At 64.0% G+C, this 23,120-nt stretch carries 25 protein-coding genes; 24 read left to right on the forward strand and 1 reads right to left on the reverse strand.

What is annotated here, in order from left to right:
- Window positions 1-13 precede the first annotated feature (13 nt).
- The 16 genes from pheA (at window position 14) to MIN45_RS08190 (ending at window position 16,592) form a co-directional block, all read left to right on the forward strand.
- Entirely contained in the window at window positions 14-1,099 is a 1,086-nt protein-coding gene (pheA, locus tag MIN45_RS08115) for a prephenate dehydratase (protein ID WP_286291473.1), read from the forward strand.
- Entirely contained in the window at window positions 1,100-1,297 is a 198-nt protein-coding gene (locus tag MIN45_RS08120) for a type II toxin-antitoxin system HicA family toxin (protein WP_286291474.1), read from the forward strand. It begins immediately after the preceding gene.
- Window positions 1,294-1,509 carry a type II toxin-antitoxin system HicB family antitoxin gene (locus MIN45_RS08125; RefSeq protein WP_286291475.1) on the forward strand — a complete coding sequence of 72 codons (216 nt, stop codon included), beginning with the start codon at window positions 1,294-1,296 and terminating at the stop codon, window positions 1,507-1,509. Before MIN45_RS08120 ends, MIN45_RS08125 begins: the two co-directional genes overlap by 4 nt.
- Window positions 1,506-2,627: a histidinol-phosphate transaminase gene (hisC, locus tag MIN45_RS08130; RefSeq protein ID WP_286291476.1), complete on the forward strand. Its 1,122-nt coding sequence runs from the start codon at window positions 1,506-1,508 to the stop codon at window positions 2,625-2,627. The genes MIN45_RS08125 and hisC overlap by 4 nt, the downstream gene beginning before the upstream one ends.
- Complete coding sequence (locus tag MIN45_RS08135) at window positions 2,624-3,490, forward strand: prephenate dehydrogenase (protein ID WP_286291477.1); 867 nt, start codon at window positions 2,624-2,626, stop codon at window positions 3,488-3,490. Before hisC ends, MIN45_RS08135 begins: the two co-directional genes overlap by 4 nt.
- Window positions 3,491-3,496: 6 nt before the next feature.
- Complete coding sequence (gene aroA, locus MIN45_RS08140; RefSeq protein ID WP_286291478.1) at window positions 3,497-4,816, forward strand: 3-phosphoshikimate 1-carboxyvinyltransferase; 1,320 nt, start codon at window positions 3,497-3,499, stop codon at window positions 4,814-4,816.
- Window positions 4,809-5,504, forward strand: a complete 696-nt coding sequence (gene cmk / locus MIN45_RS08145; RefSeq protein WP_286291479.1) for a (d)CMP kinase — start codon at window positions 4,809-4,811, stop codon at window positions 5,502-5,504. The genes aroA and cmk overlap by 8 nt, the downstream gene beginning before the upstream one ends.
- 80 nt (window positions 5,505-5,584) lie before the next feature.
- Window positions 5,585-7,255, forward strand: a complete 1,671-nt coding sequence (gene rpsA / locus MIN45_RS08150; RefSeq protein WP_286291480.1) for a 30S ribosomal protein S1 — start codon at window positions 5,585-5,587, stop codon at window positions 7,253-7,255.
- A gap of 64 nt (window positions 7,256-7,319) precedes the next feature.
- Window positions 7,320-7,637, forward strand: a complete 318-nt coding sequence (locus tag MIN45_RS08155) for an integration host factor subunit beta (RefSeq protein ID WP_337250342.1) — start codon at window positions 7,320-7,322, stop codon at window positions 7,635-7,637.
- A gap of 3 nt (window positions 7,638-7,640) precedes the next feature.
- Complete coding sequence (gene serS, locus MIN45_RS08160; RefSeq protein WP_286291481.1) at window positions 7,641-8,915, forward strand: serine--tRNA ligase; 1,275 nt, start codon at window positions 7,641-7,643, stop codon at window positions 8,913-8,915.
- A gap of 149 nt (window positions 8,916-9,064) precedes the next feature.
- Window positions 9,065-9,715, forward strand: coding sequence for an adenylate kinase (adk, locus tag MIN45_RS08165; RefSeq protein WP_286291482.1), 651 nt, complete (start codon window positions 9,065-9,067; stop codon window positions 9,713-9,715).
- A gap of 190 nt (window positions 9,716-9,905) precedes the next feature.
- Window positions 9,906-11,306 (forward strand): 3-isopropylmalate dehydratase large subunit, encoded by a 1,401-nt coding sequence (leuC, locus tag MIN45_RS08170; protein ID WP_286291483.1) that lies wholly within the window; start codon window positions 9,906-9,908, stop codon window positions 11,304-11,306.
- Complete coding sequence (gene leuD, locus MIN45_RS08175; protein WP_286291484.1) at window positions 11,306-11,950, forward strand: 3-isopropylmalate dehydratase small subunit; 645 nt, start codon at window positions 11,306-11,308, stop codon at window positions 11,948-11,950. The genes leuC and leuD overlap by 1 nt, the downstream gene beginning before the upstream one ends.
- Before the next feature lie 15 nt (window positions 11,951-11,965).
- Complete coding sequence (gene leuB / locus MIN45_RS08180) at window positions 11,966-13,051, forward strand: 3-isopropylmalate dehydrogenase (protein ID WP_286291485.1); 1,086 nt, start codon at window positions 11,966-11,968, stop codon at window positions 13,049-13,051.
- Between the two features lie 9 nt (window positions 13,052-13,060).
- Window positions 13,061-14,086, forward strand: coding sequence for an aspartate-semialdehyde dehydrogenase (locus tag MIN45_RS08185; protein ID WP_286291486.1), 1,026 nt, complete (start codon window positions 13,061-13,063; stop codon window positions 14,084-14,086).
- Between the two features lie 46 nt (window positions 14,087-14,132).
- Entirely contained in the window at window positions 14,133-16,592 is a 2,460-nt protein-coding gene (locus MIN45_RS08190; RefSeq protein WP_286291487.1) for a motility hub landmark protein FimV, read from the forward strand.
- Window positions 16,593-16,605: 13 nt separating this feature from the next.
- On the opposite strand, the gene MIN45_RS08195 is transcribed toward MIN45_RS08190, so the two are convergent.
- Window positions 16,606-17,481, reverse strand: coding sequence for an Hpt domain-containing response regulator (locus tag MIN45_RS08195; protein ID WP_286291488.1), 876 nt, complete (start codon window positions 17,479-17,481; stop codon window positions 16,606-16,608).
- A gap of 39 nt (window positions 17,482-17,520) precedes the next feature.
- On the opposite strand from MIN45_RS08195, the gene MIN45_RS08200 reads away from it, so the two are divergent.
- The 8 genes from MIN45_RS08200 to flhB all read left to right on the forward strand — a co-directional run bounded on the left by MIN45_RS08200 (window position 17,521) and on the right by flhB (window position 23,086).
- Window positions 17,521-18,060, forward strand: a complete 540-nt coding sequence (locus MIN45_RS08200) for a flagellar basal body-associated FliL family protein (protein WP_286291490.1) — start codon at window positions 17,521-17,523, stop codon at window positions 18,058-18,060.
- 5 nt (window positions 18,061-18,065) lie between these two features.
- A complete protein-coding gene (gene fliM, locus MIN45_RS08205) occupies window positions 18,066-19,106 on the forward strand; it encodes a flagellar motor switch protein FliM (protein WP_286291491.1) in 1,041 nt (346 codons plus the stop codon).
- Window positions 19,107-19,272: 166 nt separating this feature from the next.
- Window positions 19,273-19,584 carry a flagellar motor switch protein FliN gene (fliN, locus tag MIN45_RS12445; RefSeq protein WP_422732689.1) on the forward strand — a complete coding sequence of 104 codons (312 nt, stop codon included), beginning with the start codon at window positions 19,273-19,275 and terminating at the stop codon, window positions 19,582-19,584.
- 26 nt (window positions 19,585-19,610) lie between these two features.
- Window positions 19,611-19,985 carry a flagellar biosynthetic protein FliO gene (gene fliO / locus MIN45_RS08215; protein WP_286291493.1) on the forward strand — a complete coding sequence of 125 codons (375 nt, stop codon included), beginning with the start codon at window positions 19,611-19,613 and terminating at the stop codon, window positions 19,983-19,985.
- The gene (fliP, locus tag MIN45_RS08220; protein ID WP_286291494.1) at window positions 19,982-20,722 is read left to right on the forward strand and encodes a flagellar type III secretion system pore protein FliP; all 741 of its coding nucleotides are present in this window, start codon (window positions 19,982-19,984) and stop codon (window positions 20,720-20,722) included. Before fliO ends, fliP begins: the two co-directional genes overlap by 4 nt.
- 7 nt (window positions 20,723-20,729) lie before the next feature.
- Entirely contained in the window at window positions 20,730-20,999 is a 270-nt protein-coding gene (fliQ, locus tag MIN45_RS08225) for a flagellar biosynthesis protein FliQ (RefSeq protein WP_286291495.1), read from the forward strand.
- A 169-nt stretch (window positions 21,000-21,168) separates the two neighbouring features.
- Window positions 21,169-21,942, forward strand: a complete 774-nt coding sequence (gene fliR / locus MIN45_RS08230; RefSeq protein WP_286291496.1) for a flagellar biosynthetic protein FliR — start codon at window positions 21,169-21,171, stop codon at window positions 21,940-21,942.
- 1 nt (window position 21,943) lies between these two features.
- The gene (flhB, locus tag MIN45_RS08235; protein ID WP_286291497.1) at window positions 21,944-23,086 is read left to right on the forward strand and encodes a flagellar biosynthesis protein FlhB; all 1,143 of its coding nucleotides are present in this window, start codon (window positions 21,944-21,946) and stop codon (window positions 23,084-23,086) included.
- Window positions 23,087-23,120 lie beyond the last annotated feature (34 nt).

The following is a 23,120-nucleotide window of genomic DNA, read 5'->3' on the forward strand; positions in this document are numbered from 1 at the left end:
GCGGAGTCTTGCGATGGCAGGGGAGGACAAGCTGCGGCCGTTGCGGGAGCGTATCGACGCCATCGATGCGGAGATCCTGGCACTGATCGCCGAGCGTGCCCGTATCGCCCAGGAGGTCGGCCGGGTCAAGCAGGAAGCCGGCGAGCGCGACAACTTCTACCGCCCCGAGCGTGAGGCCCAAATACTGCGGCGGGTGCGCGACGCCAATCCCGGTCCCCTGGATGACGAAACCGTGGTGCGGATCTTCCGTGAGATCATGTCCGCCTGCCTGGCGCTGGAAAAACCCTTGCAGGTCGCCTTTCTGGGTCCGGAGGGTACCTTCACCCAACAGGCGGCCTACAAGCATTTCGGTCAGTCGGTTCAGGTCCACCCCTTCCCGGCCATCGACGAGATCTTCCGCGCCGTCGCCTCGGGCGCCTGTCACTTCGGCGTGGTGCCGGTGGAGAACTCCAGCGAGGGGGTGGTGACCCATACCCTGGACAGTTTCCTCGGCACCTCGCTGTTGATTTCCGGCGAGGTGGTGCTGCGTATCCATCACGCGCTGCTGAGCCGCTGCCGGTCCCTCGACGAAGTGCAGGAAGTGTTGGCCCACAGCCAGGCCCTGGCCCAGTGCCGCGAATGGCTCGACCGTTTCCTTCCCAACGTCAAGCGCACGCCGGTGAGCAGCAACGCCGAGGCAGCCAGGTTGGCAGCCATCGTCCCCGGCAGTGCCGCCATCGCCGGCGAGGTGGCGGCCCGGCTCTACGAACTCAACGTCCTCGAACGCAACATCGAAGACGATCCGGACAACACCACCCGCTTTTTGGTCGTCGGCCGCCAGGCGGTCGGTCCCACCGGCGACGACAAGACTTCGCTGCTGGTGTCCACCGGCAACCGTCCCGGTGCGCTGTATCAGATCCTCCAGCCCTTCGCCGTTCACGGCATCAGCATGACCAAGATCGAATCGCGTCCGAGCCGGCGGGGTATGTGGGATTACGTGTTCTTCATCGACATCGAGGGCCACCGGGACGATCCCGAGGTGGCCCGGGCCTTGCGAGATCTGGAGCAGAAGGCGCAGATGGTGAAATGGCTGGGATCTTATCCGAAGGCGGTGATTTGATTGGCCGCCGTCAAGGTCCGTGATTTAATCAAGCGTCTGGAGGCCGACGGTTGGGTTCAAGTCAGAATGCGTGGCAGTCACCGCCAGTTCCGCCATCCGAACAAGCCGGGAACGGTGACCATTTCGGGAAAACCCGGTGCAGACGTGCCGCCGGGAACGTTGCGCAGTGTGTTGCGTCAGGCAGGATGGGAAAAATGAAATATACGGTAATCATCGAGCGAGGGGAACAGGGATATGGTGCTTATGTGCCGGATCTTCCCGGCTGTATCGCCGTGGCGGACAGTCGGGAGGAGGTCATGCGTTTGATCCGCGAGGCGATCCCGTTCCATATCGAGGGCTTGAAGGACGCCGGGCAGCCGGTGCCTCAGCCGTCGTGTGATGTGGTGCAGGTGGAAGTGGAGGCGGCATGATCGATTTCCACATGCTTGCCGTGCAGCCGGTGTTGGGTCTGACGCCCTACCAGCCAGGCAAACCCATCGAGGAACTGGCCCGCGAACTGGGGCTGGAGCCGGCGAAAATCGTCAAGCTGGCCTCTAACGAGAATCCCCTCGGACCCCCGCCCAAAGCCCTGGAAGCGATACGCCGGGCATTGCCGGAAACCGCCCGCTATCCCGACGGCAGCGGTTTTTCCCTCAAGCACAAACTGGCGCGGAAACTGGGGGTGCAGCCGCAGCAGATCACCCTGGGCAACGGTTCCAACGACGTCTTGGATCTGATCGCCCGGGTGTTTCTGGGGCCGGGGCGCGGTGCGGTGTTTTCCGAGCACGCCTTCGCCGTCTATCCCATCGCCACCCAGGCGGTGGGCGCCGGGGCGAGGGTCGCCCCGGCCCACGACGGCAGCCGCGGACCCCGTTACGGCCATGATCTGGGGGCGATGCTCGACCAGGTGAGCGGTGACACCACGGTGGCGTTCATCGCCAATCCCAACAATCCCACCGGCACCTATGTCACCCGCAAGCAACTGGAAGATTTCCTCACCGCCTTGCCGGAGCGGGTGATCGCCGTGGTGGACGAGGCCTATTCCGAGTACGTCGAGCGCGATGACTATCCGGACGCTCTGGCCTGGCTCGACCGCTTTCCCAACCTGATCGTCACCCGGACCTTTTCCAAAGCTTACGGGCTGGCGGGATTGCGGGTCGGTTACGCCGTCTCCCATCCTCAGGTGGCCGAACTGCTCAACCGGGTGCGCCAGCCCTTCAACGTCAACCATCTGGCGCTGGCCGCCGCAGAAGCAGCCCTGGACGACGAGGCCCATCTGCGCAAGACCTGCCGGACGAACCGGGAAGGGCTGATGCAGCTGGAAGCCGCCTTTCAACGTCTGGGGCTGGACTACATTCCTTCCATCGGCAACTTCATCACCGTGGACGTGGGCCGTGAGGCGGTGCCGGTGTTCGATGCTCTGCTGCGACAGGGCGTGATCGTGCGCCCGGTGGCCAACTACGGCCTGCCTAATCATTTGCGTGTGTCGGTGGGGACGGCGGCGGAAAACGACGCTTTCATCACCGCGCTGGAGCGGGTGCTGGGGTGATTCAGCGCCTCTGCGTCATCGGTATCGGCCTGATCGGCGGTTCCGTGGCCCTGGCGGCGCGGGCCCAAGGGCTGTGTCGGGAGGTCGTCGCCGCCGACCGGGAGGAGGAAGCGCTGCGGCAGGCGGAAAAGTGCGGTGTCATCGACCGCGGCTATCGGGACCTCAGCGAAGCGGCGAGGGGGGCGGATGCCGTGGTGATCGCCACGCCGGTGGGCAGGATGACGGCGGTGTTCGAAGCCCTGAAGCCGGTCTGGTCGACCCGGGCCTTCTATACCGACGTGGGCAGTACCAAGGCCAGCGTGGTGCAGGCGGCGGAAAGCGTGTTCGGCCGGGTGCCGGAAAATTTCGTCCCCGCCCATCCCATCGCCGGGAGGGAGTTGAGCGGCGTGGCGGCGGCGCTTGCGGATCTGTTCACCGGCAAGAAGGTGATCCTGACGCCGCTGCCCCACACCGACGTCCGCGTGCTCGAGCGGGTTAGGGTTTTCTGGCAGAGACTGGGCGCCGAGGTCCACGACATGAGCGTGGCGCATCACGATCACGTGCTGGCGGCCACCAGCCACCTGCCCCACGTGATCGCCTACTGCCTGACCCACCTGCTCGGACGCAAGGATGAGAAGGACGAGATCTTCCAGTACGCCGCCGGCGGTTTCCGGGACTTTTCCCGCATCGCCGGCAGTTGTCCTGTGATGTGGGCCGACATCTGTCTGGCCAACCGCGACGAGATTCTCAAACTGCTGCGCCAGTTCGAAGGGGAATTGCAGCGGTTCGACGAACTTTTGAGCCGCGGCGACCGCCAGGCCATCCACGATTATTTCGCCGAGGCCCGCACGGCCCGGCAACGGTTTTTGGATCGACACAGCTAAAGAGACATGAGCGAACGCATCGACTTCATCGCCCGTCCCGGCGGGCATCTGGAAGGCCAGGCCCGGGTGCCGGGGGACAAGTCCATTTCCCACCGCGCCATCATGCTCGGTTCCATCGCCGAGGGAGAGACCTGCGTGCAGGGTTTTCTTGAGGCCGAGGACGCCCTGGCGACGCTGGCGGCCTTCCGGCAGATGGGGGTCAGGATCGAGGGGCCGGACCAGGGCCGCGTGACCATCCACGGGGTCGGCATGCACGGTCTTGAGGCACCCGGGGAACCCTTGTATCTGGGCAATTCCGGCACCTCCATGCGCCTGCTCTGCGGCCTGCTGGCCGGCCAGCCTTTCGACAGCGTTCTCACCGGTGACGAATCCCTGTCGCGCCGTCCCATGCGCCGGGTCACCGAGCCGCTGCGGCAGATGGGGGCGGAGATCGACACCACCCCCGACGGCACCGCCCCGCTCCACATCCACGGCGGCCGCAAGCTCCACGGCATCCGCTACGACATGCCGGTGGCCAGCGCCCAGGTCAAGTCGGCGTTGCTGCTGGCGGGGCTGTATGCGGAAGGGGAAACCTGCGTCACCGAACCGGCGCCGACCCGCGACCACACCGAACGCATGCTCGACGGCCTGGGTTACGAAGTGCGGCGGCAGGGGAACCGGGTCTGCCTTCGGGGCGGCGGCAGGCTGACCGCCGCCGATCTGGACGTGCCGGCGGACATCTCCTCGGCGGCGTTCTTTCTGGTGGGGGCCAGCATCGCTCCCGGTTCCGAGCTGATTCTGGAACACGTGGGCATCAATCCCACCCGCACCGGCGTCATCGACATCCTGCGCCTGATGGGCGCCAAGATCGAAGTGCTCAATCCCCGCATGGTGGGGGGGGAACCGGTGGCGGATCTGCGGGTGGTGCACCGTCCCCTGAAGGGCATTCACATCCCGGAAAAGTTCGTGCCCCTGGCCATCGACGAATTTCCGGTGCTGTTCGTCGCCGCCGCCTGCGCCGAGGGGGAGACGGTGCTGACCGGCGCCGAAGAGCTGCGGGTCAAGGAAAGCGACCGCATCCAGTCCATGGCCGACGGCCTGCAGATCCTCGGCATCGACGCCCGCCCCACGCCCGACGGCATGATCATCCAGGGCGGCCGTATCGGCGGCGGCCGGGTCCGCTCCCATGGCGACCACCGGATCGCCATGGCCTTCGCCATCGCCGCCCTCAGAGCCTCGGGGCCGATCGAAATTGAGGACTGCGCCAACGTCAACACCTCCTTCCCCGGCTTTGCCGAGCTGGCCGGGCGTCTGGGGCTGGCGATCGAGGTGGTGGAACATGACTGACGTCCCGGTGCTCACCATCGACGGGCCCAGCGGGGCGGGGAAGGGAACTGTCAGCCGTCTCATCGCCAAGCGCCTGGGCTGGCATTTCCTCGACAGTGGCGCCATCTACCGGGCCCTGGCCTGGGCGGTGCGGCGGCGCGGGGTGGATCTGGATGACGAAGATGCCGTGGCCCGGGTCGCCAGCGATATGAAGCTGGAATTTGTCTGCAACGATGCCGTCCGAGTCATCGTGGACGGTGAGGATGTGACCGACCGCCTCGCGACTGAAGACGTGGGGCGGATCGCCTCGAAGATCGCCGCCTATCCCAAGGTCCGCCAGGCCCTGCTGGAGAAGCAGCGCGCCTTCCGCCGCCCCCCGGGGCTGGTGGCCGACGGCCGCGATATGGGAACGGTGGTGTTCCCCGATGCGCCTTGCAAGGTCTTTCTCACCGCCAGCGCCGAGGAAAGGGCCAGGCGCCGCTTTTTGCAGTTGAAAGCCCAGGGATTGGATGTTAATCTTGACCAAATAATCAAGGACTTGGAAGAGCGGGATCGGCGCGACCGGGAACGCAAGGAGTCGCCGTTGGTGCCGGCCGGGGATGCGGTCGTCATCGACTCCTCGAATCTCACGGTCGACGAAGTCGTCGAACGGATTCTGGCCCGGTTGCCGCAGGCGCTGAAAAGTCCGCGTGGGGCCTCCGCTTCGTAGGAAGCGGGGGTGTCGTTCAACCTAACGAAATTTAGATCGTTTTGACAGACCCGGCCTGGCCGGGCGTGGAAGTTATCAACATGAGCGAAAGCTTTGCGGAATTATTCGAAGAGAGTCTAGCCAAGACTGAAATGCGTCCGGGTACCCTGGTGAAGGCCAAGGTGGTGGACATCACCCCGGATGCGGTCATCGTCGATGCCGGCCTCAAATCCGAAGGCATCATCCCCAAGTGGCAGTTCCAGAACGAGAACGGCGAGCTGGAGGTCCAGGTCGGCGACGAAGTGGAAGTGGCCCTGGATCTGGTCGAGGACGGCCGGGGGGCGACCCTGCTGTCACGCGAGAAGGCCAAGCGCCTGCGTGCCTGGGAGAAACTGGAAGAAGCCTACGAGAAGGGCGAGATCGTCAAGGGGCGGATCACCGGCAAGGTGCGCGGCGGTTTCACCGTGGAAATCGGCCCGCTGCGGGCGTTCCTGCCGGGTTCCCTGGTGGACGTGCGCCCGGTGCGGGACACCACCCATCTGGAAGGCCAGGATCTGGAATTCAAGGTCATCAAGCTCGATCCCAAGCGCAACAACATCGTGCTGTCGCGCCGCGCCGTGGTGGAGCAGGAATACAGCGCCGAGCGCGAGGAACTGCTCAAGAAGCTCAAGGAAGGCGGCGTGGTCAAGGGCATCGTCAAGAACATCACCGATTACGGCGCCTTCATCGACCTGGGTGGCATCGACGGCCTGCTCCACATCACCGACATGGCCTGGAAACGGGTGCGCCATCCGTCGGAAGTGGTGCAGCTGGGTGACGAGGTCGAGGTCAAGGTGCTGCGCTTCGACGAGGAAAAGCAGCGTGTCTCCCTGGGGTTGAAGCAGCTCAACGAGGACCCCTGGAAGGACATCGCCCGCCGCTATCCGCCGGGCACCCGGCTGATCGGCAAAGTCACCAACCTGACCGACTACGGTTGTTTCGTGGAGCTGGAGGACGGCGTCGAAGGCTTGGTGCACGTTTCCGAAATGGACTGGACCAACAAGAACGTCAACCCGGCCAAGGTGGTTCAGGTGGGCGACGAAGTGGAGGTCATGGTCCTCGACATCGACGAGGAACGCCGCCGCATCTCCCTCGGCATGAAGCAGTGCAAGCCGAATCCGTGGGAGGAGTTCGCCGCCACCCACAAGAAGGGCGAAAAGATCAAGGGCACGATCAAGTCGATCACCGACTTCGGCATCTTCGTCGGCCTGGAAGGCGGCATCGACGGCCTGGTGCACCTGTCCGACATCTCCTGGAACGAACCGGGTGAGGAAGCCATCCGCAAGTTCAAGAAGGGTGACGAGATCGAGGCGGTCATCCTGGCCATCGATCCCGAGCGCGAGCGCATCTCCCTCGGCATCAAGCAGCTGGAACAGGATCCGTTCCAGAACTTCCTCGCCGAGCACGAGCGCGGCAGCATCCTCAAGGGTGTGGTCAAGGAAGTCGACGCCAAGGGCGCTGTGGTCGAACTGGCCGACGGCGTGCTGGGTTACCTGCGCGCTTCCGAGATCCAGCGCGACCGGGTGGAAGACGCCCGCACCCTGCTCAAGGAAGGCGACGAGATCGAAGCCAAGTTCATCGGCGTGGACAAGAAGAACAAGATGATCCTGTTGTCCATCAAGGCCAAGGAAGAAGAAGAGGAAAAAGCGGTGCTGAAGGATTACAGCCAGCAGTCAGTCGGTGCGCCCACGCTGGGCGACCTCTTCAAGGAACAGATGGAAGACAAGGGCTGAGCCCCTTGCCGGCCAAACGACGAGGGGGCGTCAGCGCCCCCTCTTTCTTTGTGGGGCGGCAATCGTGAACAAATCCGAACTGATCGAGAATCTGGTCGAGCGCCTGGCCAAGGAAAAGGGCATCGAACTCAACGTCAAGGACGTGGAACTGGCGGTCAAGCACATCATCGACTATATGACCGACGCCCTGGCCTCGGGCCAGCGGATCGAGATCCGCGGCTTCGGCAGCTTTTCGCTGCGTTACCGGCCGCCGCGGATGGGGCGCAATCCCCGCACCGGCGAGCCGGTGCCGCTGCCGGCCAAACACGTGCCGCATTTCAAACCCGGCAAGGATCTGCGCGAGCGGGTCAACGCCGCGGCTCAAGGCAGGACGAAGGAATAAGCGATGCTGGATCCCCATCTGCTCCGTCAATCGTTGGACGAAGTGGCGCGCCGGCTGGCGCGGCGCGGCTTCGTGCTCGACAAGGACGCCTATCTAACCCTCGAGGAAAGGCGCAAGGCGTTGCAGGTTCGCACCCAAAAGCTGCAGAACGAACGCAACACCCGCTCCAAGACCATCGGTCAGGCCAAGGCCCGCGGCGAGGACATCGAACCGCTCAAGGCCGAGGTGGCCCGTCTGGGAGAGGAACTGAAAGCCTGCCAGCAGGAGCTGAATCGCGTGCAGGAACAGCTCCAGACCTTCCTGCTCAGCCTGCCCAATCTGCTCGACGACGACGTCCCCGACGGCAAGAGCGAGGACGACAACGTCGAGGTGGCCCGCTGGGGCGAGCCGCCGGTCTTCGACTTCGAGCCCCGGGATCACGTCGATCTGGGGGCCGGGCTGGGACTGGATTTCGACGCCGCGGCCAAGATCACCGGCGCCCGCTTCGTGGTGATCCGCGAGCCGCTGGTGCGCCTTCACCGGGCCCTGATCCAGTTCATGCTCGATCTTCACACCCGCGAGCATGGTTACAGCGAGGTCTACGTTCCCTATCTGGTCAACACCCAGTCCCTCGTCGGCACCGGGCAGCTGCCCAAGTTCGAAGAGGACCTGTTCCGTATCGACCGCGATCCACCCTGGTATCTGATCCCGACCGCCGAGGTGCCGGTCACCAACCTGGCCCGGGACGAGATCCTGGTGGCCGACCAATTGCCCCTGAGGCTGGTGGCCCATACCCCCTGCTTCCGGGCCGAGGCCGGCGCTTACGGCAAGGACGTGCGCGGCATGATCCGTCAGCACCAGTTCGAGAAGGTGGAGCTGGTCCAGATCGTGCCCCCGGCCGAATCCTCCCGGGCCCACGAGGCACTGACCGGCCATGCGGAGGCGGTGCTGCAACGGCTGGGGCTGCCCTACCGCAAGGTGATCCTGTGCGCCGGCGATACCGGCTTTTCCGCCGCCAAAACCTACGATCTGGAAGTGTGGCTGCCGGGGCAGAACACCTACCGGGAGATTTCCTCCTGCAGCAATTTTCGTGATTTCCAGGCCCGGCGCATGAAGGCGCGCTGGCGCAATCCGGAAACCGGCAAACCGGAGCTGGTGCACACCCTCAACGGCTCGGGGCTGGCGGTGGGTCGGACCCTGATCGCGGTGATGGAGAACTACCAGCAGGCCGATGGCAGCATCCGGGTGCCGGAGGTGCTCAGGCCGTATCTGGGAGGAATCGAGGTGATCGCGCCATGAGTTTGAGAACATCGGTTGAATCAGCAGTGTCCGGAGGCTCGTCTGTAGGGCGTACCCGGCCTGGATGGCCGGGTTTCGAGCGTACAGGGATGTGTTTACAGCGTCCCGGAAGACGAGTCTCCGGACACTACCATCAGGAGTGAGGCATCATGAAAATCATGCTTTTGGGCGCCCCCGGTTCCGGCAAGGGAACCCAGGCGCAATTCATCTGTGAACGTTACGGTATCCCGCAGATTTCCACCGGCGACATGTTGCGCGCCGCGGTGCGCGAGGGCACCGAACTGGGCAGGAAGGCCAAGGCGATCATGGACGCCGGCGAGCTGGTGCCCGACGACATCATCCTGAAACTGATCGCAGCACGCATCTCCCAGCCCGATTGTGCCAACGGCTTCCTGCTCGACGGTTTTCCCCGTACCATCGCCCAGGCGGAGGGGCTGGAGAAAATGGAGGTGCAGCTCGACTGGGTCATCGAGATCGACGTGCCCGACGAGGAGATCGTCAAACGTTTGAGCGGGCGCCGGGTGCATCCGGCTTCGGGAAGGGTCTATCATCTGCTCTACAATCCTCCCAAGGAAGACTGCAAGGACGATGTCACCGGTGAGCCGCTGATCCAGCGCGACGACGACAAGGAAGAAACCGTGCGCAAGCGTCTGGAGGTCTACCACCGGCAGACCGCACCGCTGGTGGATTTCTACCGACAGCGCTCCGCCGAGGGCAAGGTGAAGTTCGCCACTGTGCCGGGTATCGGTACGGTGGAGGAGATCCGTGACCGGATCTTCCAGATTCTGGAGCAGGCATAAATGAGGGTACGGGTATCCCGCTTTCCTCCGAAGGGCGTACCCGGCCTGGATGGCCGGGTTTCGAGCGTCCAGGGATGGATTCACAGCGTCCCTGAGGAGGAAGGCGGGATGCTCGGGCTTTGTCCGATCTGAGCAACTTCGATTTTCCCCGTCGGTCGAACCGACAATAACCTGACCGCAAGACGAGAATATGGCAAAAACCTTATACGACAAGATCTGGGACGCCCATGTCATCCGCACCGAGGAGGACGGCAGCTCCCTGCTTTACATCGACCGCCAGCTGATCCACGAGGTCACCTCGCCCCAAGCCTTCGAGGGACTGCGCCTGGCCGGGCGCAAACCCTGGCGTCCCGATGCCAATCTGGCGGTGGCCGACCACAACGTGCCCACCAAGGACCGCGACCGGGGTATCGCAGATCCGGTTTCCCGCCTGCAGGTGGAAACCCTGGAAAAGAACTGCCGCGAATTCGGCATTCCGGTGTTCTCCATGAGCGACCACCGCCAGGGCATCGTCCACGTGGTGGGGCCGGAGGAGGGTTTCACCCTGCCCGGTATCACCCTGGTGTGCGGCGACTCCCACACCTCCACCCACGGCGCCCTGGGGGCGCTGGCCTTCGGCATCGGCACCTCGGAGGTGGAGCACGTGCTCGCCACCCAGACCCTGTGGATGAAGAAGGCCAAGAACATGCTCGTCAAGGTCAACGGCCACGTGGGACCGGGGGTGACGGCCAAGGACATCGTCCTGGCCATCATCGGCGAGATCGGCACCGCCGGCGGCACCGGTTACACCATCGAATTCGCCGGCGAGGCCATCGAGGCCCTGTCGGTGGAAGGGCGCATGACGGTGTGCAACATGGCCATCGAGGCCGGTGCCCGCGCCGGGCTGATCGCCGTGGACGACGCCACCATCGAATACCTGGAAGGCCGCCCCCTGGCCCCCAAAGGGGAACTGTGGGACCGGGCCGTCAGCGCCTGGCAGGACCTTCACAGCGATCCCGACGCCCAGTTCGACAAGGTGGTGGAGCTGGATGCCGACGCCATCGAACCCCAGGTGACCTGGGGCACGTCGCCGGAAATGGTGGTGCCGGTCAGCGGCCGGGTGCCCGATCCGGCTCGGGAAACGGATCCCACCAAGCGCAAGGGCATGGAACGGGCCCTGGAATACATGGGCCTGGCACCCAACACCCCGATCGAGGCCATTCCGCTGGACAAGGTCTTCATCGGCTCCTGCACCAACTCGCGCATCGAAGACCTGCGAGCGGCGGCGGCGGTCATCAAGGGCCGCAAGGTGGCCGACAGCATCAAACTGGCGTTAGTGGTGCCCGGTTCCGGGTTGGTGAAGGAACAGGCCGAAGCCGAGGGGCTGGACAAAGTCTTCCGGGAAGCCGGTTTCGAGTGGCGCGATCCGGGTTGTTCCATGTGCCTGGCCATGAACGCCGACCGCCTGGAGCCCGGGGAGCGCTGCGCCTCCACCTCCAACCGCAACTTCGAAGGGCGCCAGGGCTACGGCGGCCGCACCCATCTGGTGAGTCCGGCCATGGCGGCCGCGGCCGCGATCGCCGGTCATTTCGTCGACGTGAGGAAGTTCTGATGCTAGCATTCGATCGAGTCAAATCCCAGGTGATCCCGCTGGACCGCGCCAACGTGGACACCGACGCCATCATCCCCAAGCAGTTTTTGAAATCCATCCGCCGTACCGGGTTCGGGCCGTTCCTGTTCGACGAGTGGCGCTATTTGGACCGGGGCGAGCCGGACATGGACTGCAGCAACCGGCCCAAAAATCCCGACTTCGTCCTCAACAAGCCGGAATACGCCCACGGCCAGATCCTCCTGACCCGGGAGAACTTCGGCTGCGGCTCCTCGCGCGAGCATGCCCCCTGGGCCCTGGCCGATTACGGCATCCGCGTCATCATCGCCCCCAGCTTCGCCGACATCTTCTACAACAACTGCTTCAAGAACGGCATCCTGCCCATCGTCCTCGACGCCGAGACGGTGGATCAGTTGTTTCGCGAAGTGGGGCCCGGCTACGAGTTGGAAGTGGTGCTGGAAACCCAGACCATCACCAAGCCCGACGGCACCGTGATTGGCTTCGACATCGATCCCTCGCGCAAGGAGCGCCTCCTCAAGGGTCTGGACGACATCGCCCTGACCTTGGCCTTCGCTGAGGACATCCGCGCCTACGAGAACCGGCGCCGCGAAGAGGCGCCGTGGCTGTTCGCTCCCATTCAACCCTGAAGTAAAAAAGAGAACATGAGCAAGAAAATCGCAGTGTTGCCCGGTGATGGCATCGGCCCGGAGATTGTCCGCGAAGCCCTGAAAGTGCTCGACTGCCTGCGTCAGGAATTCGGCGTCGCGGTGGAAACCGAAGAAGCCCTGGTGGGCGGGGCCGCCTACGACGCCACCGGTACCCCCTTGCCCCCCGAAACCCTGGAACTGGCCAAGGCCGCCGACGCGGTGCTGCTGGGGGCGGTCGGGGGACCGCGTTGGGAGCCGCTGGACTATTCGGTGCGCCCGGAGCGGGCCCTGCTGGGGCTGCGCTCGGAGCTGGGCCTGTTCGCCAACCTGCGCCCCGCGGTGCTCTATCCCCAGCTGGCCGACGCCTCCACCCTCAAGCCGGAGGTGGTTTCCGGCCTCGACATCCTCATCGTCCGCGAACTGACCGGCGGCATCTACTTCGGCAAGCCACGCGGGGTGCGGACCCTGGACGACGGTGAGCGGGTCGGCATCAACACCCTGATCTACAGCGAGTCGGAGATCCGCCGCATCGCCCAGGTGGCCTTCGACACCGCCATGAAGCGCGGCAAGCGCCTGTGTTCGGTGGACAAGGCCAACGTCCTCGAATGCACCGAGCTGTGGCGCGAGGTGGTCACCGAGGTGGGCAGGGACTACCCGGCGGTGGAACTGAGCCACATGTACGTGGACAACGCCGCCATGCAGCTGGTGCGGGCACCGAAGCAGTTCGACGTCATGGTGACCACCAACATGTTCGGCGACATCCTTTCCGACTGTGCCGCCATGCTCACCGGCTCCATCGGCATGCTGCCCTCGGCTTCCCTGGACGAGAAGGGCAAGGGCATGTACGAGCCGATCCACGGCAGCGCCCCGGACATCGCAGGCAAAGGCGTCGCCAATCCCCTGGCGACCATCCTGTCGCTGGGGATGCTGTTCCGTTACACCTTCAGCGACGAAGACATCGCCGCCCGCATCGACAAGGCGGTGGAAGCGGCCCTCGACAGCGGCGTGCGCACCGCCGACATCTGGTCGGAAGGGACCCGCAAGGTGTCCACCGCAGAGATGGGCGATGCGGTGGTGGCGGCGTTGCGGGCCCAGGCTTAGGAGGTCGGTATGAATGACAAAACCTACGACGTCGCCGTGGTCGGCGCCACCGGCGCCGTCGGCGAGGCGATGCTGGAGATCCTGGCCGAGCGGGATTTCCCCGTCGGCGAGGTCTACGCCCTGGCCAGCGCCCGCTCCGAGGGGGAGAAGATCCGCTTCAAGGACCGCACCCTGGTGGTTCAGGATCTGGCCAAGTTCGACTTCAACAAGGCCCGAATCGGCCTGTTTTCCGCCGGGTCCTCGATTTCGGCCCAGTACGCCCCCATCGCCGCCGCCGCCGGCTGCGTGGTGATCGACAACACTTCCCAGTTTCGCTACGACGACGACATCCCGCTGGTGGTGCCGGAGGTCAATCCCGACGACATCGCCTTATACAAGAACCGAGGTATCATCGCCAACCCCAACTGCTCCACCATCCAGATGGTGGTGGCCCTGAAACCCATCTACGACGCTGTCGGCATCGAGCGCATCAACGTCGCCACCTATCAGGCGGTGTCCGGTTCCGGCAAGGAGGCCATCGAGGAACTGGCGATGCAGACCGCCTATCTGCTCAACGGCAAGCCCATCGAACCCAAGGTGTATCCGAAGCAGATCGCCTTCAACTGTCTGCCCCACATCGATGTCTTCCTCGACAACGGCTACACCAAGGAAGAGATGAAGATGGTGTGGGAGACCCGCAAGATCATGGGGGACGAATCCATCCAGGTGAATCCCACCGCAGTGCGGGTGCCGGTGTTCTACGGTCACAGTGAGGCGGTCCATATCGAGACGCGGGAGAAGATCAGTGCCGACGAGGCCCGCCGGTTGTTGGAGAAGGCCCCCGGGGTGGAGGTGCTCGACAAGCGCGAACCGGGTGGTTATCCCACCGCGGTGACCGAGGCCGCCGGCCGCGATCCGGTGTATGTCGGACGTATCCGCGAGGACATCTCCCACCCCCGTGGGTTGAATCTGTGGGTGGTGGCGGACAATGTCCGAAAGGGTGCGGCGCTTAACAGTGTTCAAATCGCGGAGTTGCTGGTCAAACGCCATATTTGAGCTATTCTTACCTTAAAGGTAAGAACTGCTCGGATAGGAGATTGACGTGCGTGACTTCGCGAAGACCCTGGCGGTGATGGGCGTTCTCACGCCGGCCGGCGTGAATGCACTGGGCGTGGGGGAAATCAAGCTCCACTCCGCTCTGAATCAAAAGTTGCTGGCGGAAATTCCGATTCTGGCCGCGCCGGGCGAGGATCCCGCCCAGATTCAGGTGCATCTGGCGTCGCCCCAGGCCTTCGCGAAGGCGGGACTATCCCGACCTTACTATCTTACCCGGTTGCGTTTCTCCAAACCGCTGCGCAAGCCCGACGGCAGCCTGGTCGTCCAGGTCACTTCCACCGACGCCATCCGGGAGCCGTTTCTCGATTTCCTCGTTCAGGTCGAATGGCCTCAGGGGAAGATGCTGCGGGAGTTCACCGTGTTGCTGGACCCGCCGCTCACCTATGACGATGTGGTCAAAGTGCCCCAGACCCCACCCGGGGTCACCCCGGCCCCGATCCAGCGCAGCCGTTCCAGCGCTACGGTGAACACGGCTCTGAGTCAGGGGCAGGCGGTGGCCTACGGTCCGGTGCGGCGCAACGAATCTCTGTGGCAGATCGCCGAGAAACTCAAGCCGGACGCCGCAATCACCACCGAGCAGATGGTCATGGCGTTGTACCGCAAGAACCCGCAGGCGTTCGAGCACGACAACGTCAACGAGCTCAAGGCCGGTGTGACTTTGAAGGTGCCGGAGCGCGAGGAAATCCTGTCTGCCTCCCCCCGGGAGGCGCGCCGGGCGTTTCAACGCCACTATCAAAGCTGGCTCGCCCGGCGCGCACCGGAACCCGAGCCCCGGAAGGAAGCGACAGCAGATGTCAAGCAGCCCCAGCTGAAGCTGGAAGCGCCGAAGGAAACCGAGTCCACCAAGGCCGAAGGGGTCGACATCCCGGTGGTGGAAGGCCCGGAACCGGGCGCCGATCCGGCTATAACGGAAGAACTGGCGGCGCTGAAGGCCGAAAACGAAGCTTTGAAAGCTCGTCTCGACGCCCTGGAGACGCGCCTCAATGCGCTGCTGGAGATGAAGAACGCCGCCCTGGCCGGCGTCGCCGCTGCCGGACAGACGCAGCCGGCGCCTTCCCATCCGGCGGAAGTGGTGACCCCGGAGCCTGCGGCGGCCGAGGCGGAGAAACCGGTGGCGCCTGAACCCTCCGCTGCGGTGAAGAAAGCCGCAGCCAAGCCGGAACCGGCTGCGCAACCGCCGAAACCAAAACCCCGAACCGAACCGCGCCCTGAAACCAAATCGCGGCAGGTTTCGACCGCCCATGCCGAAGAATCCGGCTGGGGCGATCCGCTCTACCTGTCTCTGGGTGGCGGCAGCCTGCTGCTATTGGGAGCGGCTGGCTGGTTGATCTGGCGTCGCCGTACCCTGGCGGACGCCCAGGCGGACAGTCTGCTGGTGGATATGGACATGGCGCCGGCGCCTGCCGTGATCCACGGCGAGGAGAAGCCGGCTGAGGCCGCCGCGGACACCGCGCCGGAAGCGGCGACCGTCACACCCGCAGGCGGTGTCGAAGTGGCGGAAAGTTCCTTCCTCAGTGAATTCACGCCGAGCGATTTCGATATCCTTGAGGCGGACGACGAGGCTGTCGATCCCATCGCCGAAGCCGACGTCTATCTGGCTTACGGGCGTTATCAGCAGGCGGAGGAATTGATCAAGCAGGCCCTGGCGGAGGATTCGGCCAATCGTGCGCTGCAGTTGAAACTGCTGGAAATCTACTACGCCAACGAAGATGCCGCAGCCTTCGAAAAGTACGCCCGCGAACTGCAGCAGGCCGGCGCTCCGCAGGATCCCGAATTCTGGAGCAAGGTCGAGGAAATGGCCCGCGAACTGGAAATCGGGAACAAATCGTTCAGCGGGGGTGGTGCGGCCCCGGCTGCGGTGGCCGACGCCAAGGTCGATAAGGACGAGGCCGATCCGGAACCGGCTGTCGCGACTTTCGATCTGGCCGACAGCGGCGAAGAATTCCCCTCAGCGGCCGAGGACACGCCGCTTTCCTCGGAAGGGGAAGCGGAGCCTTCCGGTATCGGGGAAACAGTGGCTGCGACCGAAGCGACAACAGCGGCCGATGAGGATGAAGAACTGCTCCAGGGGCTGGATTTCGACCTGGGGGATTTCGATCTGGAAGCGTTGCAGAACCAAGACCGGGACGACACAGCTCGCAAGCCGGAGCAGGCCGCCGAAGAAGACGACAATGTGCTGGCGTTTTCCGTTTCCGACGAAGCCAGCTCGGAAAATCCGCAAACACCGGCGGAAGCAGAGGAAGCCGCCCAGGAGGACGAGGAACACTTCGATCTCACCGACATGGACGAGCTGGACACCAAGCTGGATTTGGCCCGGGCTTATGTCGATATGGACGATGTGGAATCGGCCCGGGCCATTCTGGAGGAAGTGCTCAGCCATGGGAGTGAAAAACAGCGGCAGGAGGCCAAGGAATTGTTGGAGCGTGTCGGTATGGTTTCTTCCTGAGTGCCCGCGCGTTTCAATCTTTTCGGGATGCGGCCGGCCCGCCATCGTCGAGATGGCGGGCCGTTTTCTTGAGCTCGTTCCAGATGCGTTCGACGCGTGAAGGATCCGCTTGCGCCAGTGCGGCTTCCAGTTCTCCGGCGAGCTGGTAGAACGTGGTGAAACCACAAAAGCCGGCACCGCCCCGTAGTTTGTGAACCCGGGGGAGGGCTTCGTCCCATCGCTGACGGCGCAGAAAATCTTCGATCTGGTTCAGGAATGCGGGCAGTTCGGTGAGGAATTTCCGTTGCGGCGCGCGGGGGCGGAAGTGGTGAGGGCTGTCTGCCTGTAGCAGCGGCAGAAAAGCCGTCACTGTTTTTCGCAGCCGTTCCGGGGTGACGGGCTTGAGCAACCAGCCGTCGAATCCCGTTGCTTTCAGGTGTTCTTCGGTGTCCGGGTCCAGGTTGCCGGAGATGGCGATCACCGGAATCGTTTGATTGGGCCCCTGGGTCCTGCGCAGCCGTTCCACCACCGTTTCCCCCCGTTGTCCCGACAGCTGCAGATCGACCAACGCCAGCGTGAACGCCTGTGTCTGCAGCCGGCTCCAGGCTGTCTCGGCGGTGGTCGCCGCCTGGACTTCCAGGCCCCATTGTTGCAGCTGGGTCGTCAGAATCAGGCAGGTGATTTCATCGTCTTCGACGACGAGTACGGATGCAGGCATGGTCGTCAATTTTTGGACACGAACGGCGGTATGCAACCGGGAAACGGACGACGGGATTTTGTCATTTTCTCCTGCCGCCAACAAGGGTATGACGGTGGGGTTGCTCAGGTGAGGACCGGTAAGCGCCCAGATTCGGCTATGCTCGTAGAGAGCTTGACGTCCATCGCCTGCACGCGAAGGGGTTTCTGTCAAGTTGGCCCGTAATTTGCTAATAAACTTTCCGAGGAGGTCATGACGATGGCAGAAAACGACGATCTGGATCTGGGGGAGGAAAAGAAATCCTCCAAAAAGTGGCTCATCATCGCCGCAGTGCTGATACTGCTACTGGGCGGCGGTGGGGCGGCCCTGTTCTTTCTCGGGCTGCCGCCTTTCGGGGGCTCGGACGAGAGCGACGAGGCGGCGGACGAGGAAGCCGCCGCTGAGGAAGCGGCGGAAGAGCCAAGCAAGGGTCCTAAAGAGGCGCATTTCTACGAATTCAAACCGTTCATCGTCAATTTTCCGCCGGGGGGCGGGGCCCGCTATCTGCAAGTCGGTTTCAGCGCGCTGGCCTTCGACGGGGATTCCATCGAGGCGATCCAAAAGCACGCCCCGATGATTCGCAACAATCTGCTGCTGTTGCTGGGGCGTTACAAGCCCGAGGATCTCAGCAGCGCCCAGGGCAAGGAGGCGCTGCGCCAGGCGATCACCCAGGAAATCCAGAAGGTGCTCGATCTGCAGAGCGACGGCGCTAAGGTCGAAGGCGTCTTCTTCACCCAGTTCATGATGCAGTAAGGACCATGTCGCTTGACGATCTGCTTTCCCAGGACGAAATCGACGCCCTGCTTCACGGCGTCGACGAAGGCGAGGTCAAGACCGAGGACGAGGAAGGCAATTTCACCGGTGAAGGCGCCCGCCCTTACGACTTCACCAGTCAGGACCGTATCGTCCGCGGGCGGATGCCGACCCTGGAGATGGTCAACGAACGCTTCGCCCGCTATTTCCGCATCAGCCTTTTCAACCTGTTGCGGCGTACTGCGGAAGTGGCCTTCACCGGCATCCAGGTGTCGAAATTCTCCGAGTTCGTCAACAGCCTGTTCGTCCCCACCAATCTCAACCTCATCCGCTTCAAGCCGTTGCGGGGCCGGGCCCTGATCGTCATGGAACCGACGCTGGTGTTCACTGCGGTGGACAACTATTTCGGCGGCAGCGGCCAGTTCTACAACAAGATCGAAGGGCGCGAGTTCACCCCTACGGAGATGCGGATCATCCAGATCCTGCTGGAAATGGCCTTCAAGGATCTCAAGGAAGCCTGGCGACCGGTCATGGACGTACAGTTCGAGTATCTCAATTCCGAGGTCAATCCCCAGTTCGCCAACATCGTCAGCCCCTCGGAGATCGTCGTCACCTCGACCATTCACATCGAATTGGAAGGCGGGGGCGGGGATTTCCATATCTGTCTGCCGTATTCGATGATCGAGCCGATCCGTGAGCTGCTCGATTCCATCCAGAGCGACCGCGGCGACGTCGACGACCGTTGGCAACGGGCCATGCATTACGAGGTCATGGAAACCCGGGTGGAAGTCTACGGCATTCTGCTGGAAAAACGGCTGACGCTGGAGGAAGTGCTCAATTTCGAACCGGGGGACGTGATTCCGGTGGAGATTCCCGAGCAGGTGACCCTGTTTTCGGAGGACGTCCCGCTGTTCCGTGGCCGGGTCGGGGTGTCCAACGGCAATTATGCGGTCAAGATCCAGGAAAAGGTGGACCGTGGCCCCGATACCACCCCCACGACGCAGATTATCGATCACAGCGAGATAGAGGAAGAAACCGATGAGTGAGGAAGAATTCGAGTCCCAGGAAAATCCACCGGAGGAAGCGCAGAATCCGGAAAACCAGGACGGCGGGGAAGCGCTGGAGGACGTCTGGGGCGAGGCGTTGGCGGAACAGGCTGGATCCAGCCAGGCGGAAGACGCGCCGGATGTCACCCGCGCCGACTATGAAACCCTGGAGCAGGAGGGAGGGCAGGCGCTCCAGGCTCAGGAAGGGAGCGACGACAACGTCAATCTCGACGTGATCCTGGACATTCCGGTAACCATTTCCATGGAAATCGGCCGCACCCGTCTGAGCATCCGCAACCTGCTCCAGCTCAACCAGGGGTCGGTGGTGGAACTGGACCGCCTGGCAGGGGAGCCGATGGATGTGCTGGTCAACGGCACTTTGATCGCCCACGGTGAGGTGGTGGTGGTCAACGACAAGTTCGGTATCCGCCTGACCGACGTCATCAGCCCGGCGGAACGGGTGCGGCGGTTGCGCTGATGCGGAGTCTGGGGCCGATCGCCGTGATGATGGTTTCCCCCGCGCTGGCCGCGGCACCGGCCGGCGGGATGCCTCCCGTGGCGGCGGGGCAGTGGCTGGCCGGTCTGGTGGTGGTGCTGTTTTTGCTTCTCCTCGCTCTGTGGGGCCTGAAGCGCCTGACTCGGTGGCAGGAACCGGCCGGCGGGAAAATCCGGCTGCTGGGAGGGATCGCCCTCGGCGGCCGGGAAAAGCTGCTGGTGGTGGAGGTGGGAGAGACCCAATTGGTGCTGGGGGTGGCGCCGGGAAGGGTGCAGACCCTGCACGTTCTGGAAGGGGACCGCCGTCTCCAGGCCGGGGAGCCGGCCACGCCCCCCTTCGCCAGACAACTGCAACAGATTCTGAACAAGCGACAGGCGCCATGAGAAAGTGGACGATCACGGGATTGCTGCTGCTCTTACCCTGGGCGGCGTGGGCAGCGCCGGGGCTGGAGGCGGTGCAGGTGACCACCGCGGCGGACGGCGGTACCCGCTACACCATCTCCATTCAGGTGCTGGCGCTGATGACCGCGTTGACGGTACTGCCGGCGCTGCTGCTGTCCATGACCGCCTTCACCCGCATCATGGTGGTGCTGGCGATCCTGCGCCAGGCCCTTGGCACCGGCCAGACCCCCAACAACCAGATCCTGCTGGGGGCGTCGCTGCTGCTGACTCTGTTCATCATGATGCCGGTGTTCGATCAGGCCTATAAGAGCGGGGTCGAGCCCTATCTGGAGGAGAAGATCGAGGCCGGCGTGGCCCTGCAGCGGGCACTGGTGCCGCTGCGCAAGTTCATGCTGCGTCAGACCCGCGAGAGCGATCTGGCCCTGTTCGTGCGCCTGTCGGGACGCGAGGATCTGGAATCGATGGACGACGTTCCCCTGAGCTTGTTGTTGCCGGCGTTCATGACCTCGGAGCTGAAGACCGCGTTCCAGATCGGTTTCATGCTGTTTCTGCCGTTTCTGGTCATCGATCTGGTGGTGGCCAGCATCCTCATGTCCATGGGGATGATGATGCTGTCTCCGGTCATCATCTCGCTGCCGTTCAAGCTGATGCTGTTCGTGCTGGTGGACGGCTGGGCCCTGGTGATGGAAACCCTGGCGGCCAGCTTTTATACCGTCTAGCGGGAAGATGGACAGCAGCACCGTCATGACCCTGGCCCACGACATGCTGTGGGTCACCCTTAAACTGGGGGCGCCGATCCTGCTGGCGGTGTTGGCGGTCGGTCTGGTGATCGCCATGTTCCAGGCGGCGACCCAGATCAACGAGATGACCCTCACCTTCGTCCCCAAGCTCATCGTCGTGGCGCTGGTGCTGGTGCTGGCGGGCCACTGGATGCTGCGCCTGCTGACCGACTACACCCGGACGCTGTTCGAGAACATTCCGGCATTGATCGGCTGACGATGGCGGATCGGCTGAAAAGCGGTGAAGGCGCCGGGGAGCCGGGTCCGGGGGCGTACTCGGCCCGGACGGCCGAGTACCGAGCGCCCAGGGATGGATTCACCGCGTCCCCCGGACCCGGCTCCCCGGCACCCTGGCGGTGGGTCCGGAGGCAATCCCGGAGGTGGTGATGGCGTTTACGGAAGCCCAATTGTTCGACTGGCTGGCCCGCTTCTTGTGGCCCCTGATTCGCATCGGTGCCCTGCTGGTGGCGATGCCGGTGTTCAACAGCCGCTCGGTACCGATGCGGGTGCGGGTGATCCTGGCGGTGACCGTGACCGTGGCGGTGCTGCCGCTCCTGCCGTCACCGCCCCGGGTGGAGCTGATCGGCCTGGAGGCCGTTCTGGTAGCGATCCGGGAAACGATGATCGGCCTGGCCATCGGCTTCGTTCTTCAGGTGAGCTTCGCCGCCCTGGTGTTTGCCGGTCAGAACATCGCCTACAGCATGGGGTTGGGGTTCGCCGCCATGCTCGACCCCCAGCTCGGGGTCCAGGTGCCGATCGTCTCCCAGGTCTATCTGCTGTTGGCGACCCTGCTGTTTCTGGGGCTCGACGGCCATCTGGTGATGATCGAGCTGATCGCCGCCAGCTTCCAGGCGTTGCCGCCGGGATTGGGGGCGGTCGGCCGCGACCAGTTGTGGCTGCTGGTACGCTGGAGCGCCACCGTGTTCAGCGCCGGGGTGTTGCTGTCGCTGCCCATCGTCATCGCCCTACTGTTCGTCAACATCGCCCTGGGGGTGGCCACCCGCGCCGCCCCCCAGCTCAACATCTTCTCGGTGGGTTTCCCGATCACTCTGCTTTTGGGGCTGGGGCTGATCTGGCTGACCCTGCCGCAGATCCTGGAGCGTTTCGCCGCCGGACTGCCGGCCGCTTTCGAACTGGTCCGCAAACTGCTGGGGGTGTGAGATGGCAGAAGAAGACAGCGGCCAGGAACGCACAGAAGACCCTACCCCCAAACGCCTCGAGGAGGCGCGCAAGAAGGGGCAGATTCCGCGCTCGCGTGAGCTCAACACCTTTGCGGTGGTGATGGCAGGGGTGGCCGGGTGCGGCCTGCTGGCCCGGTACATGGCGGTGCGGCTGGAACGGATCATGCGTGGTAATTTCCGTCTCGACCGGGCCGACGTCTTCGAACCCCGCGCCATGACCGAGCACAGCCTGGCGACCCTGTTCGACGGTCTGCTGCTGCTGGCCCCGTTTCTGGGGCTGATGACCGTGGTGGCGCTGCTCGCGCCCATCGCTCTGGGCGGCTGGGTGGTCAGCTGGGAGAGCCTGCGCCCCAAGCTGGACAAACTCGATCCCCTTTCCGGGTTCAAACGCATGTTCTCGGTCCGTGGCCTGGTGGAGCTGGTCAAGTCGCTGCTCAAGGTGGTGCTGCTGGCGGCGGTGGCGGCCCTGATTTTCCAGGCCTTCGGAGATGAGGTCCTGCGCCTGGCGGACGAGAATCTGCATCAGGCGCTGGCCCGCGGCCTGGATTTTCTCTGGCTTTCCAGCTTGCTGCTGGCGGCGGGGCTGGTGGCGCTGGTGGCCATCGACGTTCCCTATCAGCTCTGGGACCACCACCGCAAGCTGAAGATGACCCTGCAGGAGGTCAAGGACGAATTCAAGGAGTCGGAAGGCCGTCCCGAGGTGAAGTCGAAAATCCGTCAGCTGCAGCGCGAGCGGGCCCAGCAGCGGATGATGGACGAGGTGCCCAAGGCGGACGTGGTGGTCACCAACCCGACCCACTTCGCCGTCGCCCTGCGTTACGACCAAAGCCAAGGCGGGGCGCCGACGGTAGTGGCCAAGGGGGTCGATCTGATCGCCGCCCAGATCCGCCGCAGGGCCACCGAAGCCGGGGTGCCGCTGGTGGCGGCTCCACCATTGGCACGGGCTTTGTATTACAGCACGGAGCTGGAACAGGAAATTCCGGAAGGGCTGTATCTGGCGGTGGCCCACGTGTTGGCCTACGTCTATCAGCTCAAGGCCGCCAGGGGTCCGGGCGAGCGCCCCCCGCCGCCCAAGGATCTGCCGGTCCCGGACGAATTCCTCCAGGGGGAGGCGGCCGACTGATCCCGTCCTTCCCGGTTCCAGCCCTGTTTACGGA

It is taken from the genome of Methylomarinovum tepidoasis, from assembly GCF_030294985.1.
GTDB lineage: Bacteria > Pseudomonadota > Gammaproteobacteria > Methylococcales > Methylothermaceae > Methylohalobius > Methylohalobius tepidoasis.

Bases quoted from the DNA above. Each gene is read 5' to 3' on its own strand.
- serS (WP_286291481.1), top strand. From the start codon at position 7,641: ATGCTGGATCCCCATCTGCTCCGTCAATCGTTGGACGAAGTGGCGCGC.
- fliP (WP_286291494.1), top strand. From the start codon at position 19,982: ATGAGAAAGTGGACGATCACGGGATTGCTGCTGCTCTTACCCTGGGCG.
- leuC (WP_286291483.1), top strand. From the start codon at position 9,906: ATGGCAAAAACCTTATACGACAAGATCTGGGACGCCCATGTCATCCGC.
- pheA (WP_286291473.1), top strand. From the start codon at position 14: ATGGCAGGGGAGGACAAGCTGCGGCCGTTGCGGGAGCGTATCGACGCC.
- MIN45_RS08200 (WP_286291490.1), top strand. From the start codon at position 17,521: ATGACGATGGCAGAAAACGACGATCTGGATCTGGGGGAGGAAAAGAAA.
- rpsA (WP_286291480.1), top strand. From the start codon at position 5,585: ATGAGCGAAAGCTTTGCGGAATTATTCGAAGAGAGTCTAGCCAAGACT.
- adk (WP_286291482.1), top strand. From the start codon at position 9,065: ATGAAAATCATGCTTTTGGGCGCCCCCGGTTCCGGCAAGGGAACCCAG.
- hisC (WP_286291476.1), top strand. From the start codon at position 1,506: ATGATCGATTTCCACATGCTTGCCGTGCAGCCGGTGTTGGGTCTGACG.
- leuD (WP_286291484.1), top strand. From the start codon at position 11,306: ATGCTAGCATTCGATCGAGTCAAATCCCAGGTGATCCCGCTGGACCGC.
- MIN45_RS08185 (WP_286291486.1), top strand. From the start codon at position 13,061: ATGAATGACAAAACCTACGACGTCGCCGTGGTCGGCGCCACCGGCGCC.
- flhB (WP_286291497.1), top strand. From the start codon at position 21,944: ATGGCAGAAGAAGACAGCGGCCAGGAACGCACAGAAGACCCTACCCCC.
- fliM (WP_286291491.1), top strand. From the start codon at position 18,066: ATGTCGCTTGACGATCTGCTTTCCCAGGACGAAATCGACGCCCTGCTT.
- cmk (WP_286291479.1), top strand. From the start codon at position 4,809: ATGACTGACGTCCCGGTGCTCACCATCGACGGGCCCAGCGGGGCGGGG.
- leuB (WP_286291485.1), top strand. From the start codon at position 11,966: ATGAGCAAGAAAATCGCAGTGTTGCCCGGTGATGGCATCGGCCCGGAG.
- fliO (WP_286291493.1), top strand. From the start codon at position 19,611: ATGATGGTTTCCCCCGCGCTGGCCGCGGCACCGGCCGGCGGGATGCCT.
- fliR (WP_286291496.1), top strand. From the start codon at position 21,169: ATGGCGTTTACGGAAGCCCAATTGTTCGACTGGCTGGCCCGCTTCTTG.
- aroA (WP_286291478.1), top strand. From the start codon at position 3,497: ATGAGCGAACGCATCGACTTCATCGCCCGTCCCGGCGGGCATCTGGAA.
- MIN45_RS08125 (WP_286291475.1), top strand. From the start codon at position 1,294: ATGAAATATACGGTAATCATCGAGCGAGGGGAACAGGGATATGGTGCT.
- fliQ (WP_286291495.1), top strand. From the start codon at position 20,730: ATGGACAGCAGCACCGTCATGACCCTGGCCCACGACATGCTGTGGGTC.